The organism is Kitasatospora sp. NPDC085464 (genome assembly GCF_044541955.1).
In the GTDB taxonomy this organism is placed as follows: domain Bacteria; phylum Actinomycetota; class Actinomycetes; order Streptomycetales; family Streptomycetaceae; genus Kitasatospora.
Genome location: NZ_JBITTM010000012.1, coordinates 143,351 through 160,108, shown reverse-complemented (window position 1 = coordinate 160,108; position 16,758 = coordinate 143,351). Strand labels below are relative to the sequence as shown.

Sequence of the window (16,758 nt, the reverse complement as noted above, 5' to 3'; positions counted from 1 at the left end):
ACCGGGCCGGCCCTGCACGACGTGCACCCGGGCCGGCCCGGCCCCGTCCGCCGGGCCGGCTCAATCCCCGTACCGCTCCCACAACTTGGGGAAGCGCTTCGCCATGACGTCCGGGTCGTCGAAGTCCAGCGCCGCACCGGACGGCCGTCCGGGCTGCCGCCCGCCCACCTCGGGGAGCGGCAGCCCGGTCAGCCGCTCGTACGCCTCGTCGGCGGCGTAGCCGATGTCCTCGGCCTCGCCGTCCTCCTCCTCGTCGAACTCGGGCAGCAGGTCCGCCAGGTCGTCCGGATCGGCCAGGCCGCCCTCGAAGACGTCCCGGCCCTGGGCGATCAGCCAGCAGCGGAAGTAGTCGAAGGTGTCCTCGGAGGCGCCGTCCAGCAGCAGGTAGGCCGCGCCCCACAGGTCGTTTTGGTAGGCGCGCTGGAACCGGGCCTCGAAGAGCCGGGCGAAGTCGATCACGTCGTCCGGGGTCAGGCGGACGAGCCGCTCCACCAGCCGGTCGGCCTGCTCGTCGGGGTCGCCGTCGGCGTCGTCCCGGGTCTCGTCGATGATCTGCCAGAAGTCCGTCTCGTCCATCACCGCTCAAGCATCCCCGTTCGCCCGCTTCCGCGCATGCCACGACCCGGCCCGGCGCGGCTCGGGCCGAACCGGGAACGGCGGATCGGGGCCGCGAGGAACGGTGACCGGGGGCCGGGAACGGCGGAACCCCGCGCCGTCCGGGGACGGGGCGGGGTTCCGCGGGGACCGTGGAAGGTCAGAGGCCGAGCTCGACCTCGAACTCGCCGGCCTCCAGGATCTCCTTGACCGCAACCAGGTAGCGGGCGGCGTCGGCGCCGTCCACCAGGCGGTGGTCGTAGGAGAGCGACAGGTAGGTCATGTCGCGGATGCCGATGGCGGTGCCACCGTCGGCCTCGATGACCACCGGGCGCTTGACGGTCGCGCCGATGCCCAGGATGGCGGCCTGGTTCGGCGGCACGATCACGGTGTCGAACAGCGCACCGCGCGAGCCGGTGTTGCTGATCGTGAAGGTGGCGCCGGACAGCTCGTCCGGGGTGATCTTGCTGTCGCGGACCTTGGCGGCCAGCTCGGCGGTCTTCTTCGAGATGCCGGCGATGTTGAGGTCGCCCGCACCCTTGATGACCGGGGTCATCAGACCCTTCTCGGAGTCCACCGCGATACCGATGTTCTCGGTGTCGAAGTAGGTGATGGTGCCCTCGGCCTCGTTGATCCGGGCGTTGACGACCGCGTGGGCCTTCAGCGCCTGGGCAGCGGCCTTGACGAAGAACGGCATCGGGGACAGCTTCACGCCCTCGCGGGCGAGGAAGGAGTCCTTGGCCTTGCCGCGCAGCGACATGATCTTGGTGACGTCCACCTCGACCACGCTGGTCAGCTGGGCCTGCTCGTGCAGGGCCTTCATCATGTTGTCGCCGATGACCTTGCGCATGCGGGTCATCTTGACCGTCTGGCCGCGCAGGGCGGACGGCGCGGCGGCGGCCTTCGGCGCGGCGGCCGGGGCGGCAGCGGCGACGGGGGCCGGAGCGGCCTTGGCGGCCTCCGCGGCGGCGATGACGTCCTGCTTGCGGATGCGGCCGCCGACGCCGGTGCCGGCGACGGAGGAGAGCGCGACACCGTGCTCGGCGGCGAGCTTGCGCACCAGCGGCGTGACGTAGGCGTCACCGTTGTCGGCAGCCGGAGCGGCCGGAGCAGCCGGGGCGACCGGAGCCGGAGCGGCAACCGGGGCCGGGGCCGGGGCAGCGGCGACCGGAGCCGGGGCGGCGACCGGGGCCGGAGCAGCGGCGACCGGAGCCGGGGCGGCGACCGGGGCAGCCGGGGCCGGAGCGGCAACCGGGGCAGCCGGGGCCGGCGCGGCGACCGGAGCCGGAGCGGCGGCGACGGCACCCGCGGCACCGATCAGCGCCAGCTGGGCGCCGACCTCGGCGGTCTCGTCCTCGCCGACCAGGATCTTCACCAGGGTGCCGGCGACCGGCGACGGGATCTCGGTGTCGACCTTGTCGGTGGAGACCTCAAGCAGCGGCTCGTCGACCTCGACCGTCTCACCCTCGGCCTTCAGCCAGCGGGTGACGGTGCCCTCGGTGACGGACTCGCCGAGCGCGGGCAGCAGCACCGGGGTGGCGTCGGCGGCCGGAGCGGCCGGAGCGGCCGGAGCGGCGGCCGGGGCAGCCGGAGCGGCGGCCGGGGCAGCCGGAGCCGGAGCGGCGACCGGGGCCGGAGCAGCGGCGGCCGGAGCCGGGGCGGCGGCGGGCGCGGCCTCGGCGGCCGGGGCCGGAGCGGCAGCCGGGGCGCCGGAACCGTCGTCGATGATCGCCAGCTCGGCGCCGACCTCGACGGTCTCGTCCTCGCCGACCTTGATCGAGGAGAGGATGCCGGAAGCCGGGGCCGGGATCTCGGTGTCGACCTTGTCGGTGGAGACTTCGAGCAGCGGCTCGTCGACCTCGACACGCTCACCCTCGGCCTTCAGCCAACGGGTGACGGTGCCCTCGGAAACGCTCTCGCCCAGCGCGGGCAGTGTTACTGAGACCGCCATGGTTTCAGCGACTCCTATCAAGTCTTGCGTACGGGAAGTACTTGCGGGCAAGTACCGGAAAAGGGGGGTGGGGCGCGATCAGTCGTGCGCGTGCAGCGGCTTGCCGGCCAGCGCCAGGTGCGCCTCGCCCAGGGCCTCGGACTGGGTCGGGTGCGCGTGGATGAGCTGCGCGACCTCGGCCGGCAGGGCCTCCCAGTTGTAGATCAGCTGGGCTTCGCCGACCTGCTCGCCCATGCGGGCGCCGACCATGTGGACGCCGACCACGGCGCCGTCCTTGACCTGGACGAGCTTGATCTCGCCGGCGGTCTTCAGGATCTTGCTCTTGCCGTTGCCGGCCAGGTTGTACTTGAGGGTGACGACCTTCTCCTTGCCGTACAGCTCGACGGCCTTGGCCTCGGAGATGCCGACGGAGGCGACCTCGGGGTTGGAGTAGGTCACGCGCGGGACGCCGTCGTAGTCGATCGGCACCGGCTTGAGGCCGGCCAGGCGCTCGGCGACCAGGATGCCCTCGGCGAAGCCGACGTGGGCCAGCTGCAGGGTCGGGGCGAGGTCACCGACGGCGGAGATGGTGGGCACGTTGGTGCGCATGTACTCGTCGACCAGGACGTAGCCGCGGTCCATCGCGACGCCGTTCTCCTCGTAGCCGAGGCCGGCCGAGACCGGGCCGCGGCCGATGGCGACGAGCAGCAGGTCGGCGTCGATCTGCTTGCCGTTCTCGGTGGAGACGCGGACACCGGTCTCGGTGTACTCGACGCCCGAGAAGCGGGCCTTCAGCTCGAACTTGATGCCGCGCTTGCGGAAGGCGCGCTCCAGCAGCTTGGAGGAGTTCTCGTCCTCCAGCGGGACGAGGTGCGGCAGCGCCTCGACGATGGTGACCTCGACGCCGAAGGACTTCCAGACGGAGGCGAACTCGACGCCGATCACGCCGCCGCCGAGGATGACGGCCGACTTCGGAATGCGGTCGAGCTTGAGGGCGTGGTCCGAGGAGATCACGCGGTTGCCGTCGATCTCCAGGCCCGGGATCGAGCGCGGCACGGAACCGGTGGCCAGGACGATGTGGCGGCCTTCGATGCGCTGGCCGTTGACGTCAACCGAGGTCTGCGAGGAGAGCTTGCCCTCGCCCTGGATGAAGGTGACCTTGCGGGACGCCACCAGGCCCTGCAGCCCCTTGTACAGGCCGGCGATGACGTCGTCCTTGTACTTGTGGACGCCGTTGATGTCGATGCCCTGGAAGGTGGCCAGAACGCCGAACTCGGCGGCCTCCTTCGTCTCGTCCGCGATCTCCGCGGCGTGCAGCAGCGCCTTGGTCGGGATGCAGCCGCGGTGCAGGCAGGTGCCGCCCAGCTCACCCTTCTCGACCAGGGCAACGCTCAGGCCCAGCTGAGCGGCGCGGAGCGCCGCGGCGTAACCGCCGCTTCCGCCTCCGAGAATGACTACGTCGAAAACGGTGCTGGCGTCGTTCGCCACGTCACGTCCTCCATGCAATGGGGTGGGTCGCCGGGCCGGTACGGTCCGGTGGGTCGGAAGCCTTTGTGGGGCGCCCAGTCGTGCCGGAAATACATCTTCGCACTTGTTCGCGGTGGCTGATGTCCGGGTCCGCCCCAGGGGTGTCCCACGGAGTGGTCACCGGGGCGGGAATACCCCCCACGGATGGGCATCATCGCAGCTCAGCGCGGTATTGACAGCCGCCGGAAGGGCGCCTTCCGCGGTGTTCGCCGCGGTCTCTTCCGCACTGTGGAACAAAGTTTCGCCCGCAGCGAACAGGTGTGCGCCGCGCCGTTCCGGCCTACTCGCAGGTAACCCGGCGGGAACGCCGACAGGACCGACCGGAACTCCGACGGGGACCGACCGGAACGCCGACGGGGCCCGGCGCACACGCGCCGGGCCCCGTCGGAGCGGGTGCCTGATCAGGCCTTGCCGTTCGCCGTCCGCTCGGCGAAGCGGACCAGGGTGCGCACCGCGCTCGCGGTGCCGCCCTTCGGGGTGTAGCCGAACGGAGCGCCCTCGTGGAACGCCGGGCCGGCGATGTCCAGGTGCGCCCAGTCGATGCCCTCGGCCACGAACTCCTTCAGGAACAGACCGGCCACCAGGCCGCCGCCCATCCGCTCGCCCATGTTGGCCAGGTCGGCGATGGTCGACTCGGTCATGCCCTTGCGCAGGTCGGCGGGCAGCGGCATCGGCCAGGACTGCTCGCCCGCCTCGCCCGCGAGGGCGTGCAGGTCGTCGCGCAGCTCGTCGCTGTTGGACATCACGCCGAAGGTGCGGTTGCCCAGGGCCAGCACCATGGCGCCGGTCAGGGTGGCCACGTCGACGATGACGTCCGGGTTCTCCTCGCCGGCCCGCACGATGGCGTCGGCCAGCACCAGACGGCCCTCGGCGTCGGTGTTCAGCACCTCGACGGTCTTGCCGCCGTACATCCGCAGCACGTCGCCCGGGCGGGTCGCGGTGCCGGACGGCATGTTCTCGGCCAGCGCCAGCCAGGCGGTCACGTTGACGACCAGGCCCAGGCGCTTGGCGGCCACCACGGCGGCGAACACGGCGGCGGCGCCGGCCATGTCGCACTTCATGGTCTCGTTGTGGCCGGCCGGCTTCAGCGAGATGCCGCCCGAGTCGTAGGTGATGCCCTTGCCGACGAACGCCAGGGTGGCCTTGGCCTTCGGGTGGGTGTAGGCCACCTTCACCAGGCGGGGCGGGTTCGCCGAGCCGTTGCCGACGCCCAGCAGGCCGCCGAAGCCGCCCTTGGTCAGCGCCTTCTCGTCCAGCACCTCGACCTTGAGGCCGTGCTCCTTGCCGGCGGCCTGGGCGATCGCGGCGAAGCTCTTCGGGTTCAGGTCGTTCGGCGCGGTGTTGACCAGGTCGCGGGCGCGGTTCATCTCCTCGCCGATCGCGGCGGCCCGCTCCACGGCGGCCTTGGCGTCCTTGCTGCCCTTGCGGGCGGCCAGCACGATCAGCTCGCCGACCGGCTCCTTGCCGTTGCCGTTGCCCTTGTACGTGCCGAAGGCGTACGAGCCGAGCAGGCCGCCCAGCGCGACCGCCTCGACCTCCGCCGGGGACTCGGCCGGCAGGGCCAGCGCGACCTTCTTGGCACCGGCCAGGGTGCGGGCGGCGACACCGGCGGCGCGGCGCAGCGCCTCCAGCTCGTAGCCCTCCTCGACGGCCTCGCCGAGGCCGACCGCGAGCACGAGCGCGGCCTTCAGGCCGGCGGGGGAGGGGACCTTCACGGCCTCGCCCTCGGCGCCGGTCGCGCCCAGGGTGGTGAGGACCTCGGCCAGCTTGCCCTCGAACGCCTCGTTCACGGCCTCGGCACCGGGGGCCGGCACGATGCCCTTCGGGCCCTTGGCGACACCGACCACCAGGGCGTCCGCGCGCAGCGAGGCGGCGGAGGAGGTGCTCACAGACAATGCAGTCACGTAATGCGTCCTGTTCTTTCGCGGTCCACGGCCGGTCACGGCGAGACTGCCGCACCGGCGCAGCCCGCCGTCGCAGGCCGTCCGCCGGCGGGGCCTGCGGGTCCGGGCCCCCTGGCTGCGCGCACCCGCCGGAGCGGCCGCGCACACCAGAGGCCCCGGCTCCTCGGTACGCGCCGGGCGGGCAGGACCTGCCACGGTGCAGGGCTGCGGTGCTCCACGCATGGTAGTCCGCATGGTGGGATCACGCGCCGTCCGGTGTCAGCCGAGCAACGCCAGGGCGAACAGCGTGCCGGTCGCGGCGGTCTCCGCCATCGCCCCGAGCACGTCCCCGGTGATCCCGCCGAACCGCCGCACGCACCGCCCCAGCAGCAGCCGGGCGCAGCCCACCCCGAGCACAAGGGCCAGCGGCAGGCGAAGGGTTGACCATCCGTCGAACAGTCCGAGTGCGGCCAGTACGAGTGCCGCGCCGGCCGTCGCGGCGGCGGCCGCGGCGGGTGTCACCGTGCTCGCCACCATCGCGCCCAGTCCACCCGGCCGGGCGGCCGGCACCGACCGCAGGCAGCCCCAGGCGAGCGCGCACCGGGCGGCCGTCGCCGAGGCGAGCACCGCGAGGGCGCCGCGCAGGGGCGAGTGCCCGAATTCTCCGGCCAGCGCGGCGACCTGGCCCAGCAGCACCAGGACGAGGGTCAGCACGCCGAACGGGCCGATGTCGGACTGCTTCATGATCCGCAGCGCGTCCTCGGCCGGTTTGCCGCTGCCCAGGCCGTCGGCGACGTCCGCGAGACCGTCCAGGTGGAGCCCCCGGGTCAGGGCGGCGAGCACCCCCACCGCCGCGACCGCGCCGAGCGGCCCGCCCGCGCGCCAGGCCACCGGCGCTCCGGCCGCGGCCGCCAGGGTCCCCAGCACCAGCCCCACCACCGGGGCCGTCACCATCGCCCGCGCGCCCGCGGCCCGGTCCCACCGCTCGACCCGGACCCGCAGCACGGACAGGGTCCCGAACCCGAACCGCAGTCCGTCCCCCCAGCTGGCCCGACCGGCGTGGTCCGTCATCGCCCGACTCCTTGAACGTGAAGAAAGCCCCCGCTCGAAAACGGGGGCGCCTCCGCGCCCCGAGGGGGCGCGGAGGACTTGTGCGAAGCGGAAGGGTCGTCACCCGAGCACTGACGGCCGGCCGCACGTGCTTCCCGTGTCTAGAGCCGCCGCAGCAGGTCCGCCGCCGAGGGCAGCTTCGGCGGCTCCTGGGGCTCCCTCGGTGCCGCCGGCACGTACGGCTTCGGTGCCTCGTCCGCGAGCGCGTCCCCCGCGGCCTGCAGCAGCGGTAGCGCCAGCAGTGCGCCGACGCCCTCGCCCAGGGTGATCCCCTGGTCCTGCAGCGGCGTGAGGGTCAGTCGGTCGTACGCCTTCGCCTGCGCGGGCTCGCCGCTGGACTGTCCGGCCCGCCACCACTCGGGCGCCCGGAAGGCGATCCGCTGTGCGACCAGCGCGCAGGCCGCTGTGACCACACCGTCCAGGACCACGGGCAGCCGCCGCACGGCCGCCTGCAGCAGGAAGCCGGTGATCGCCGCGAAGTCGGCCCCGCCGGTGGCGCCGAGCAGTGCCAGCTGGTCGCCGAGCACCGGCCGGGCCCGCCGCAGCGAGTCCCGGATGGTGGCGCACTTGACCATCCACACCCGGTCGTCGATCCCCGAGCCGCGCCCGGTCACCGCCGCCGCGTCCGTTCCGCACAGCGCGCCGACCAGGACGCCGGCCACCGTGGTGGAGCCGACGCCGAGGTCGCCGAGCAGCACCAGGTCGGTGCCGGCGTCGGCCTCCTCGTCGGCGACGGCCATGCCGGCCCGGAAGGCCCGGGTGGTCTCCTCCGGGCTGAGCGCGTCCTCGACGTCGATCCGTCCGGAGCCGCGGCGGATGCGGTGGGCGACCACGTCGTCGGGGAAGTCGGCCGGGTCGGTGTCCACCGCGACGTCGACGACCCGCACCCCGGCGCCGTAGCGCGCGGCCAGCCGGGCCACCGGCGCGGTGCCGTCCAGGACGGCACGCACCCGGGCCGCGGTGCCGCCCTCGGCGGGCATCCGGGAGACGCCGAGCGCGGCCACTCCGTGGTCGGCGGCGAACAGCAGCACCTTGGGCGCGGAGACCGGCCGTACCGGGGAGCGTCCCTGGACGGAGGCGAGCCAGCTGCCCAACTCCTCCAGCTTGCCGAGTCCGCCGCGCGGGCGGTCGGCCGCCTGCCAGCGTTCGTCGGCGGCCCGCCGGGCGCTCTCGTCGGGGCGCTCGACGAGCGAGGAGAACGTATCGAGATCCACGGTCGTGTCCATCGTCCGGAAGGCTACACGCCGCAGATGTTCAGCCCGTGGCTGGCTTGACCGTCAGCACCTGCCCGGCCACGACCAGCAGGACCCGCTCCGAGGCGTCGGCCACGGCCATGTTGAGCCGGCCCAGGGTGTCGCGGAAGCGCCGTCCGGCGGCGGTGGCGGGGACGACGCCCATGCCGACCTCGTTGCTCACCGCGACGACCGTGCGTCCGGTGGCCTCCCAGGCCCGCGCCAGGGCCTCGCAGCGCCGCTGCACCGCGGCCTCGCCCCGGGCCGCCCAGGCCTCGTCGTCCCAGGCGTCGCACTCGTCCATCACGGAGGTCAGCCACAGCGCCAGGCAGTCGATCAGCACCGGCGCCGGGTCGGCGGTGTCGGCGAGCACGGCCTCCAGGTCGCAGGTCTCGGCGGTGCGCCAGCTCGCGGGCCGGCGCTCGCGGTGCAGCGCGACCCGCTGGGCCCACTCGGCGTCGCCGTCCCGGGTGCCGCCGGTGGCCACGTACAGGACGTCCGGCCGGTCGGCGAGCAGCTGCTCGGCGCGGGTGGACTTGCCGGAGCGGGCGCCGCCGAGCAGCAGGGTGCGGGGGAGCGGGGGGAGGGTCGCCATGCCGCTCATCCTGCCGGACGAGGCATACGGAAGATCGGGCCGGGCAGGCTAAGGTGCGCAGCAACACAGCAGCCGGCACGGGCAGTGTCGTCAGTGGGAGGAGCCTGGCATGGCGTGGACGTGGCGGTACGAGAAGGCGGACGGCAGTGCGGTGACGCCCGGCGGTGGCCAGGAGGAGTTCGCCGGCCAGGGGGACGCCGAGACCTGGATCGGGGAGTCCTGGAAGCAGCTGGCGGAGGACGGCGTCGACACCGCGGTGCTCCTGGAGGACGACCGGGTCGTCTACGCGATGAGCCTGCACGCGGAGTGAGTCCCGCGGGGCGCTACTTCGCCCCGATCACGTGCAGCAGCGCGGCGACCTGCCGGTAGGGGTCGGTGCGGCCGGCCCGGTCCTCGGCTTCCAGAAGCTGGGCCAGCTGCCGGCCGTCCACCGGCGGAGCCGCGTCGTCGGGGGCGTTGTCGGTGAAGACCCGCACGCCGTACCAGCGCCGGACGGGTACCGACACCTCGGAGAGGGTGACGGAGAGGTCGGCGAGCCGGTCGGCGCGGGCGGCCAGCCCGAGCCGGTTGTAGTACCGGTCGCTCTCGAAGGCGTGCAGCGCGGCCCGCCAGTCGCCGGCGGCGGCGGGCCGCAGGGCGAGCGCGTCGCGGTTGCGGACCAGCAGTGAGAGCAGTCCGCCGGGCGCGAGCAGCCGGGCCAGCGAGGCGATCATCGGGTCCGGGTCGGGCAGGTACATCAGGACGCCGTGGCAGAGCACGACGTCGAAGCTGCGCGGGCCGAACCAGCGCCCGCACTGGTGGCCGTCACCGCTGAGCAGCTGCATCCGGCCGCGGACCTCGGCGGGCTCCTCGGCGAGCGCCCCCTGGGCGACGCCGAGCGCGACCGGGTCCGAGTCGATCCCGGTGACGTAGTGGCCGGCCCGGGCCAGCCGCAGGGCCTGGGTGCCCTGCCCGCAGCCGATGTCCAGGACGCGCTGTTCGCTGCGGCCGGTCAGCTGCTCGGCGAGCTGGCGGGAGACGAGTTCCTGACGCACGTAGTTGCGCAGTCCGCCGAGCCGCTCCAGCCAGGCGGCGGTGCCGCCGGCGAAGGACCCGCTGCGCGAGGGCAGCCGCCGCTCCTGGGCCAGCCGGTCGTGGCCGCCGTGGCCCTGCCCCGGGAGCGCGTACAGGCCGGGCCCCTCCCAGGAAGGCGGGGCCCAGCCCGAGTCGACCGGCTCGGCGGTCAGGGCTTCTCCCCGCGCCGCACCTGCGGCTTGGGCAGTCGCAGGCGGCGCATCTGCAGGGTGCGCATGATGCCGTAGGTGACCGCGCCGCGGGTGTTCTCGTTCGGGAAGCGCTCGGCGAGCTGCTTGCGCAGGCCGAGACCGAGGCGGACGAAGTCCAGGATCACGAAGACGAAGAACATCAGGAACAGCAGCGTGGAGAGCAGCTGGATCTGCGAGACCTTGATGATGCTGAGCACCAGGATGACCACGGCGGCCGGGAGGAAGAACTCGGCGAGCGACCAGCGGGCGTCGACGTAGTCGCGGGCGAACTTGCGCCCGGGGAGCTTGTCGCGCTGCGGCAGGTGCCGCTCGTCGCCGTTCATCAGCGCCTGGCGCTGCTTCTCGCGCTCGGTCCGCATGCGGTCGCGGGCCTGGCGGCTGGCCTCCTTGCGGTCCTTGGGCACCGTCACCCGGCCGCGCCGGTTGGCCTCGGCCTCGTTGCGCTTGGGGGTGGGGCGGCCCTTCTTGGCCTCGGGGTGGCGGGCCTGGGCTGTCTCGTCCTGCTTCTCCAGCACGGTGGCGGAGGCGGCGGCATCATCTGAACGGCGTCGGAACACACCACCAGCGTACGGGGTGCGGAGCCGGTTCCACGGGTGCCCTCGGAACCGAACGCATATCGATACCGCGAGGCAGCGGCCCGAACCGGGTTTCCCGGGGACTTCCCGTAGGGGATCAGTCGGATGGACTATGGGGGGATGAGAGGCGGATCCACCCGGGGGAGGAGGAAACGCCACTGGTCGCTGTAGCAGTCTTGTTGCAGGCAGGTGCACTGCGGCGACGGGCTCGCTGCACATACACTCGTCGTGTCTGGTAACGAGATAGAGACCGCAGGCCGGAGAAGGGGGCACCCGAGGCCCATGAGCGACGGAATCATGAAGCGTATGGGGCTGATCTTCCGCTCCAAGGCGAACAAGGCCTTGGACCGGGCGGAGGATCCGCGTGAGACGCTCGATTATTCGTACCAGAAGCAGCTCGAACTGCTGCAGAAGGTGCGTCGTGGTGTCGCGGACGTCGCGACCTCGCGCAAGCGCCTCGAACTCCAGCTGACCCAGCTCCAGCAGCAGTCGGCCAAGTACGAGGACCAGGGTCGCAAGGCGCTGTCCCTCGGCCGCGAGGACCTCGCCCGCGAGGCGCTGACCCGCAAGGCCAACATGCAGTCGCAGATCACCGATCTGGAGACGCAGTACCAGCAGCTCCAGGCCGAGGAGGAGAAGCTCACCCTCGCCTCCCAGCGGCTGCAGGCCAAGGTGGACGCCTTCCGCACCAAGAAGGAGACCATCAAGGCGACCTACACCGCCGCCCAGGCGCAGACCCGCATCGCCGAGTCCTTCTCCGGGATCTCGGAGGAGATGGGCGACGTCGGCCTGGCGATCCAGCGGGCCGAGGACAAGACCGCCCAGATGCAGGCCCGGGCCGGCGCCATCGACGAGCTGCTCGCCTCCGGCGCGCTCGACGACGCCAGCGGTCTCGGCCGCAAGGACGACATCGAGGCCGAGCTGGAGCGCGTCGCCGGCGGGTCCGACGTCGAGCTGGAGCTGGCCCGGATGAAGGCCGAGCTCACCGGCGGTCCCGCCGCGGGCCCGGCCGCGATCGAGCAGGGCAAGCCGGAGGCCCAGCCGCAGCAGCAGCAGGACACTCCGCGCATCAACTACAACAAGTGATCTGAGCTCGACCCCACGAACCAGGGAGACGCACGGCATGATCATGAGGGTCATGGGTGAGGGGCAGTTCGAGGTGGGCGAGGCTCACCTGAACCTGCTCAACGAGCTCGACGCGGAGCTCGTCACCGCAGTGGACTCGGGGGACGAGGAGCTCTTCCGCCGGGCGTACGGCAAGCTGCTGGACGCGGTGAAGCAGTACGGCACCCCGGTGCCGCTGGATTCGCTGGAGCCGTCCGAGCTGATCCTGCCGAGTGCCGACGCGACGATCAACGAGGTCCGCGAGCTGCTGATGGCCGACGGCGAAGGTGTGATCCCGGGCTTCCCCGAGTAACCCTGCGGCTGCTGCCAGACAGAAGGGCGGGCCCCCTCCGGTGGGAGGGGGCCCGCCCTTCTGCCGTCCGTCCGTCCGCCCGCCCGCACGGGGCGGGCGGGCGGCGGCCCGGCTACGGCAGGGCCAGCATCCGGTCCAGCGCCGCCTTGGCGTGCTTCTCGGTCTCCGGGTCGACGGTGATCACGTTCGGCACCCGGCCCTCGACCAGCGACTCCAGCGCCCAGACCAGGTGCGGCAGGTCGATCCGGTTCATGGTCGAGCAGAAGCAGACCGTGCGGTCCAGGAAGACGATCTCCTTGTCCGGGTGCGCCTTGGCCAGGCGGCGGACCAGGTTCAGCTCGGTGCCGATGGCCCACTTGGAGCCCGGCTCGGCGGCGTCCAGCGCCTTGATGATGTACTCGGTCGAGCCCACCATGTCGGCGGCCGCGACGACCTCGTGCTTGCACTCCGGGTGCACCAGGACGGTGACGCCGGGGATCCGCTCGCGGACGTCGTTCACCGAGTCCAGGCTGAACCGGCCGTGCACCGAGCAGTGGCCGCGCCAGAGGATCATCTTCGCGTCCCGCAGCTGCTCGGCGGTCAGCCCGCCGTTCGGCTTGTGCGGGTTGTACAGGACGCAGTCGTCCAGCGAGAAGCCCATCTCGCGCACCGCGGTGTTGCGGCCGAGGTGCTGGTCGGGCAGGAAGAGCACCTTCTGGCCCTGCTCGAACGCCCACTCCAGCGCGCGCTTGGCGTTGGAGGAGGTGCAGATGGTGCCGCCGTGCTTGCCGGTGAAGGCCTTGATGTCGGCGGAGGAGTTCATGTACGAGACCGGGACGGTCACGTCGGCTATGCCGGCGTCGGTCAGTACGTCCCAGCACTCGGCGACCTGCTCGGCGGTGGCCATGTCGGCCATCGAACAGCCGGCCGCGAGGTCCGGCAGGACGACCTGCTGGGCCTCGGTGGTGAGGATGTCCGCGGACTCGGCCATGAAGTGCACGCCGCAGAAGACGATGTACTCGGCTTCGGGGCGGGCCGCCGCGTCGCGGGCGAGCTTGAAGGAGTCGCCGGTGACGTCGGCGAACTCGATCACCTCGTCGCGCTGGTAGTGGTGGCCGAGGATGAAGACGCGGTCGCCGAGCGCGGCCTTGGCCGCCCGGGCGCGCTCGACGAGGTTCGGGTCCGAGGCCGGGGGGAGGTCACCGGGGCACTCGACGCCGCGCTCGCTGTTCGGGTCGGCCTCGCGGCCGAGCAGCAGCAGAGCGAGCGGCGTCGGAGTGGGGTCGACGCCGGAGGTCTCGGTGATGGTGGTGGTCACGGGCGGGTGCCCTTCTGTGCGGCCGATCAAGCGGTGAAGCCTTTTCGTCTAACTGACGCTATCTATGATAACCGGTTGGTGTCGGAGTGACGATGGCCATCCTGTCGATGTGACGAGAACCGCTCGCCGGATCGGACCCCCGGAGCAGCCGGATGCCCGGTTTGGGGGAGTCCGGGCGTGTCCGAATCGATACTTCGAAGCTCCTGGGTATGGCTGGGCCATGAAAGCTATCGCGATCAACCGCTACGGCGGCCCCGAGGTGGTCGAGTACACCGACCTGCCCGACCCCAAGGTCGGCCCGGACTCGGTCCTGGTGGAGGTCCGGGCGGCCGGAGTGAACCCGGTGGACTGGAAGGTCCGGGACGGCGCCCTGGACGGCCTGCTCGACGCGCACTTCCCGCTGGTCATGGGCTGGGACGCGGCCGGCGTGGTGCGCGCGGTCGGCGGCGGCGTCACCGAGTTCGCCCCCGGCGACGAGGTGTACGGCTACGTCCGCAAGGACACCGTCGAGCACGGCACCTACGCCGAGCTGGTCTCCGCCCCGGTCCGCACCCTGGCCCGCAAACCGGCCGTGCTGGACTGGGCGCAGGCCGGCGGGCTGCCGCTGGCCGGGCTCACCGCGCTGCAGAGCCTCAAGGCGCTGCGGCTCGCGGAGGGGGAGACCGTCCTGGTGCACGCCGCGGCGGGCGGGGTCGGCCACCTGGCGGTGCAGCTGGCCCGGGCCGCCGGCGCCCGGGTGATCGGCACCGCGGCCGAGCGCAACCACGACTACCTGCGCGGCCTCGGCGCCGAGCCGGTCGGCTACGGCGAGGGGCTGGCCGACCGGGTGCGCGCACTGGCCCCCGGCGGCGTGGACGCGGCCCTCGACCTGGTCGGCCGCGGCGCCGTCCAGGTCTCCGCGGGCCTGGTCGCCGACCCGGGCCGGATCGCCTCGATCGCCGACTTCGGGGTCAAGGCCCTCGGCGGCCGGTACGTCTGGGTCCGCCCGGACGCCGACGGCCTCGCCGAGCTGGCCGCGCTCGCCGACGACGGCCGGCTCACCGTGACCGTCGCCTCCACCTTCCCGCTGGCCCAGGCCGCCTCCGCCCAGGCGCTCAGTGCGGAGGGCCGCACCCGGGGGAAGATCGTCCTCCTGGTGGACTGACGGTCCGCGGTACCCGTCATTCCTCGGCGGTGAACTCGTTGGGGTCATCCGCCAGAATGGGTGGCGAACCGTTTCGGCAATGCCAGCCGCCGCCGCGACGGGCCGCCGAACCCTCGCACGATCCGTGGAGCCCCGCACCGATGACCAGCAGCCGAGCGCACGAGGTGGTCGGGGCCGACCTGGACGAGACCGACCGGCTCCTGCTCGCCCGGCTCGGCAGCGACGGTCGCGCCTCGTACGCCGAGATCGGCCTGCAGGTGAACCTCTCCGCCACCGCCGTGCGCCGCCGGATCGACCGGCTGCGGGCGCGCGGCGTGGTGCGGGGCTTCACCGTGGTGCTCGACCCCGCCGTCCTCGGGTGGCAGACCGAGGCCTTCGTCGAGGTCTACTGCCGCGAACGCACCGCCCCCGAGGAGATCCTCGCCAGCCTCCGCCAGTTCCCCGAGGTCGTCGCCGCCTGGACGGTCACCGGCGACCCGGACGCCCTGGTGCACCTGCGGGCGGCCGACATGCGCCACCTGGAGGCCGTCATCGAACGGATCCGGCGCGAGCCCGGAGTCCAGCGCAGCCGCTCGTCGGTGGTCCTCTCCCAGCTGATCGGCTGACGCCCCGGGGCGGTACGCAGGAATCCTGCGCGGACCGGCCCGAAGACGCTCGAAACCTGCCTGACCAGCCGCGTTCCGACGCGCGGCGGAGCACTCCGGCTGCCTACGCTGATCACGTCCGGTCGTCGCGGTGACGCCCCCCCGCCGACCGGGCCGGATCCTCACCCCCCGACACCCCACAGCCGAGAGGGACCCGCCGTGTCCGCAGCCCCCGACCGCATGCACCGGCCCGACAACGAACTGGTCGACCTGGTTTTCGACTACATGCGGGAGCGGCTGCAGTACGACCCCGTCCCGCTCGACCACCCCGGTGACGGCGAGCACCTGCGCGCCCAGCTGGCCGGCCTGCTCAACCAGGACGGCAACAACCCGGCCGACGTGCTCAAGCTCTACGACCACGAGCTGTCCCGCGCGGTCATCTCCGCCGACAGCCCGCGCTACCTGTCCTTCATCCCGTGCGCCCCCACCAAGGCCGCGCTGCTGTTCGACATGGTGGTCTCCTGCGCCTCGCTGCAGGGCATCTCCTGGCTGGAGGCGGCCGGCGCGATCGCCGCCGAGAACCAGGTGCTGCGCCTCATCGCCGACCGCGCGGGCATGCCCGGGACGGCCGGTGGCACCTTCGTCTCCGGCGGCTCGGCGGGCAACCTCTCCGCCCTCGTGGTCGCCCGCGACACCGCCCGCCGCCGCCTGGCCGAGGAAGGTCGTCCCAGTGGCCCGGAGGCGCGGCTGCGGATAGCCGTCGCCGACCAGGTGCACTCCTCGGTCAAGAACACCTTCAACATCATCGGCGTCGAGGCCTTCAAGGTCCCGACCGTGAACCGGCGGTTCACCGGCGAGGCGCTGCGCGCCGCGCTGGCCGCCGACCCGAACCCGGAGACCGTGATCGCGGTCGTCGGCACCGGCGGCACCACCAACGAGGGCATCGTCGACGACCTGGCCGGCCTGGCCGAGGTCGCCCGCGAGCGCGAGATGTGGTTCCACGTGGACGGCGCCTACGGCGGCGCGGGCCTCTTCGCCCCGTCGGTGCGCGAGCGCTACAACGGCATCGAGCACGCCGACTCCTTCGTGGTCGACCCGCACAAGTGGCTGTTCGCCCCCTTCGACTGCGCCGCGCTGATCTACCGCAACCCGCAGCTCGCCCGCGCCGTGCACACCCAGGACGCCTCGTACCTGGACGTCCTGCACACCGAGGGCGACGAGTGGAACCCCACCGACTACGCCTACCACCTGACCCGGCGAGCCCGCGGCCTGCCGCTCTGGTTCTCGCTGGCCGTGCACGGCGTCCAGGCCTACACCGACGCCATCGAGGCCGGCCTCACGCTCGCCCGGGAGACGGCGCAGCTGATCCGCGAGAGCGACCACCTGGAGCTGCTGTTCGACCCGCAGCTCTCGGCGGTCTGCTTCAAGCGCAAGGGCTGGACCAACGACGACTACTACCGCTGGTCGCAGCAGCTGCTCGCGGACCAGATCGGCTTCGTCACCCCCACCGGCTGGGACGGCGAGACGGTCGCCCGCTTCGCCTTCCTGCACCCGGGCACGACCATGGAGATGGTCCGGGAGATCCTGGACACCATGGCCTGATCG

The 16,758-nt window shown here is 72.7% G+C and carries 16 protein-coding genes; 6 read left to right on the top strand and 10 right to left on the bottom strand.

Annotated features, from left to right (window positions below; all coding sequences use genetic code 11):
- Positions 1–60 precede the first annotated feature (60 nt).
- The 7 genes from ACIGG8_RS13280 to cobU all read right to left on the bottom strand — a co-directional run bounded on the left by ACIGG8_RS13280 (position 61) and on the right by cobU (position 8,871).
- A complete protein-coding gene (locus ACIGG8_RS13280; RefSeq protein ID WP_396547762.1) occupies positions 61–576 on the bottom strand; it encodes a DUF4240 domain-containing protein in 516 nt (171 codons plus the stop codon).
- A 178-nt stretch (positions 577–754) separates the two neighbouring features.
- Positions 755–2,545, bottom strand: coding sequence for a 2-oxoglutarate dehydrogenase, E2 component, dihydrolipoamide succinyltransferase (gene sucB / locus ACIGG8_RS13275; protein WP_396547703.1), 1,791 nt, complete (start codon positions 2,543–2,545; stop codon positions 755–757).
- Between the two features lie 78 nt (positions 2,546–2,623).
- Positions 2,624–4,012: a dihydrolipoyl dehydrogenase gene (gene lpdA, locus ACIGG8_RS13270; protein ID WP_030061083.1), complete on the bottom strand. Its 1,389-nt coding sequence runs from the start codon at positions 4,010–4,012 to the stop codon at positions 2,624–2,626.
- Positions 4,013–4,452: 440 nt separating this feature from the next.
- Positions 4,453–5,955, bottom strand: a complete 1,503-nt coding sequence (locus ACIGG8_RS13265) for a leucyl aminopeptidase (protein ID WP_350522569.1) — start codon at positions 5,953–5,955, stop codon at positions 4,453–4,455.
- 258 nt (positions 5,956–6,213) lie between these two features.
- Entirely contained in the window at positions 6,214–7,005 is a 792-nt protein-coding gene (locus tag ACIGG8_RS13260; RefSeq protein WP_396547700.1) for an adenosylcobinamide-GDP ribazoletransferase, read from the bottom strand.
- A gap of 140 nt (positions 7,006–7,145) precedes the next feature.
- Complete coding sequence (locus ACIGG8_RS13255; protein WP_396547699.1) at positions 7,146–8,270, bottom strand: nicotinate-nucleotide--dimethylbenzimidazole phosphoribosyltransferase; 1,125 nt, start codon at positions 8,268–8,270, stop codon at positions 7,146–7,148.
- A 28-nt stretch (positions 8,271–8,298) separates the two neighbouring features.
- Positions 8,299–8,871, bottom strand: a complete 573-nt coding sequence (gene cobU, locus ACIGG8_RS13250) for a bifunctional adenosylcobinamide kinase/adenosylcobinamide-phosphate guanylyltransferase (RefSeq protein ID WP_396547697.1) — start codon at positions 8,869–8,871, stop codon at positions 8,299–8,301.
- Between the two features lie 109 nt (positions 8,872–8,980).
- Here cobU and ACIGG8_RS13245 point away from each other — a divergent pair, with 109 nt between their 5' ends.
- The gene (locus tag ACIGG8_RS13245; RefSeq protein ID WP_350522566.1) at positions 8,981–9,181 is read left to right on the top strand and encodes a hypothetical protein; all 201 of its coding nucleotides are present in this window, start codon (positions 8,981–8,983) and stop codon (positions 9,179–9,181) included.
- 13 nt (positions 9,182–9,194) lie between these two features.
- On the opposite strand, the gene ACIGG8_RS13240 is transcribed toward ACIGG8_RS13245, so the two are convergent.
- The gene (locus tag ACIGG8_RS13240) at positions 9,195–9,905 is read right to left on the bottom strand and encodes a class I SAM-dependent methyltransferase (protein WP_396547695.1); all 711 of its coding nucleotides are present in this window, start codon (positions 9,903–9,905) and stop codon (positions 9,195–9,197) included.
- Between the two features lie 188 nt (positions 9,906–10,093).
- Positions 10,094–10,693: a DUF3043 domain-containing protein gene (locus ACIGG8_RS13235; RefSeq protein WP_396547693.1), complete on the bottom strand. Its 600-nt coding sequence runs from the start codon at positions 10,691–10,693 to the stop codon at positions 10,094–10,096.
- 300 nt (positions 10,694–10,993) lie between these two features.
- Between ACIGG8_RS13235 and ACIGG8_RS13230 the strand changes: the two genes are divergently transcribed.
- Positions 10,994–11,797, top strand: coding sequence for a PspA/IM30 family protein (locus ACIGG8_RS13230; RefSeq protein ID WP_350522563.1), 804 nt, complete (start codon positions 10,994–10,996; stop codon positions 11,795–11,797).
- Positions 11,798–11,834: 37 nt separating this feature from the next.
- Positions 11,835–12,128 (top strand): hypothetical protein, encoded by a 294-nt coding sequence (locus ACIGG8_RS13225; RefSeq protein ID WP_350522562.1) that lies wholly within the window; start codon positions 11,835–11,837, stop codon positions 12,126–12,128.
- 112 nt (positions 12,129–12,240) lie between these two features.
- Here ACIGG8_RS13225 and nadA read toward each other — a convergent pair whose 3' ends face one another.
- Positions 12,241–13,425, bottom strand: a complete 1,185-nt coding sequence (nadA, locus tag ACIGG8_RS13220; RefSeq protein WP_350522561.1) for a quinolinate synthase NadA — start codon at positions 13,423–13,425, stop codon at positions 12,241–12,243.
- A 220-nt stretch (positions 13,426–13,645) separates the two neighbouring features.
- Between nadA and ACIGG8_RS13215 the strand changes: the two genes are divergently transcribed.
- The 3 genes from ACIGG8_RS13215 (at position 13,646) to ACIGG8_RS13205 (ending at position 16,755) form a co-directional block, all read left to right on the top strand.
- A complete protein-coding gene (locus tag ACIGG8_RS13215) occupies positions 13,646–14,569 on the top strand; it encodes an NADP-dependent oxidoreductase (protein ID WP_396547691.1) in 924 nt (307 codons plus the stop codon).
- Between the two features lie 140 nt (positions 14,570–14,709).
- Positions 14,710–15,174, top strand: coding sequence for an Lrp/AsnC family transcriptional regulator (locus ACIGG8_RS13210; RefSeq protein WP_045692189.1), 465 nt, complete (start codon positions 14,710–14,712; stop codon positions 15,172–15,174).
- Positions 15,175–15,372: 198 nt separating this feature from the next.
- A complete protein-coding gene (locus ACIGG8_RS13205; RefSeq protein WP_396547690.1) occupies positions 15,373–16,755 on the top strand; it encodes a pyridoxal phosphate-dependent decarboxylase family protein in 1,383 nt (460 codons plus the stop codon).
- Positions 16,756–16,758 lie beyond the last annotated feature (3 nt).

Excerpts from the sequence above, each read along its gene's own strand:
- ACIGG8_RS13230 (WP_350522563.1), top strand. The coding sequence starts at position 10,994 with ATGAGCGACGGAATCATGAAGCGTATGGGGCTGATCTTCCGCTCCAAG.
- ACIGG8_RS13280 (WP_396547762.1), bottom strand. The coding sequence starts at position 576 with ATGGACGAGACGGACTTCTGGCAGATCATCGACGAGACCCGGGACGAC.
- ACIGG8_RS13260 (WP_396547700.1), bottom strand. The coding sequence starts at position 7,005 with ATGACGGACCACGCCGGTCGGGCCAGCTGGGGGGACGGACTGCGGTTC.
- ACIGG8_RS13245 (WP_350522566.1), top strand. The coding sequence starts at position 8,981 with ATGGCGTGGACGTGGCGGTACGAGAAGGCGGACGGCAGTGCGGTGACG.
- ACIGG8_RS13255 (WP_396547699.1), bottom strand. The coding sequence starts at position 8,270 with ATGGACACGACCGTGGATCTCGATACGTTCTCCTCGCTCGTCGAGCGC.
- ACIGG8_RS13225 (WP_350522562.1), top strand. The coding sequence starts at position 11,835 with ATGATCATGAGGGTCATGGGTGAGGGGCAGTTCGAGGTGGGCGAGGCT.
- ACIGG8_RS13215 (WP_396547691.1), top strand. The coding sequence starts at position 13,646 with ATGAAAGCTATCGCGATCAACCGCTACGGCGGCCCCGAGGTGGTCGAG.
- ACIGG8_RS13210 (WP_045692189.1), top strand. The coding sequence starts at position 14,710 with ATGACCAGCAGCCGAGCGCACGAGGTGGTCGGGGCCGACCTGGACGAG.
- cobU (WP_396547697.1), bottom strand. The coding sequence starts at position 8,871 with ATGGCGACCCTCCCCCCGCTCCCCCGCACCCTGCTGCTCGGCGGCGCC.
- sucB (WP_396547703.1), bottom strand. The coding sequence starts at position 2,545 with ATGGCGGTCTCAGTAACACTGCCCGCGCTGGGCGAGAGCGTTTCCGAG.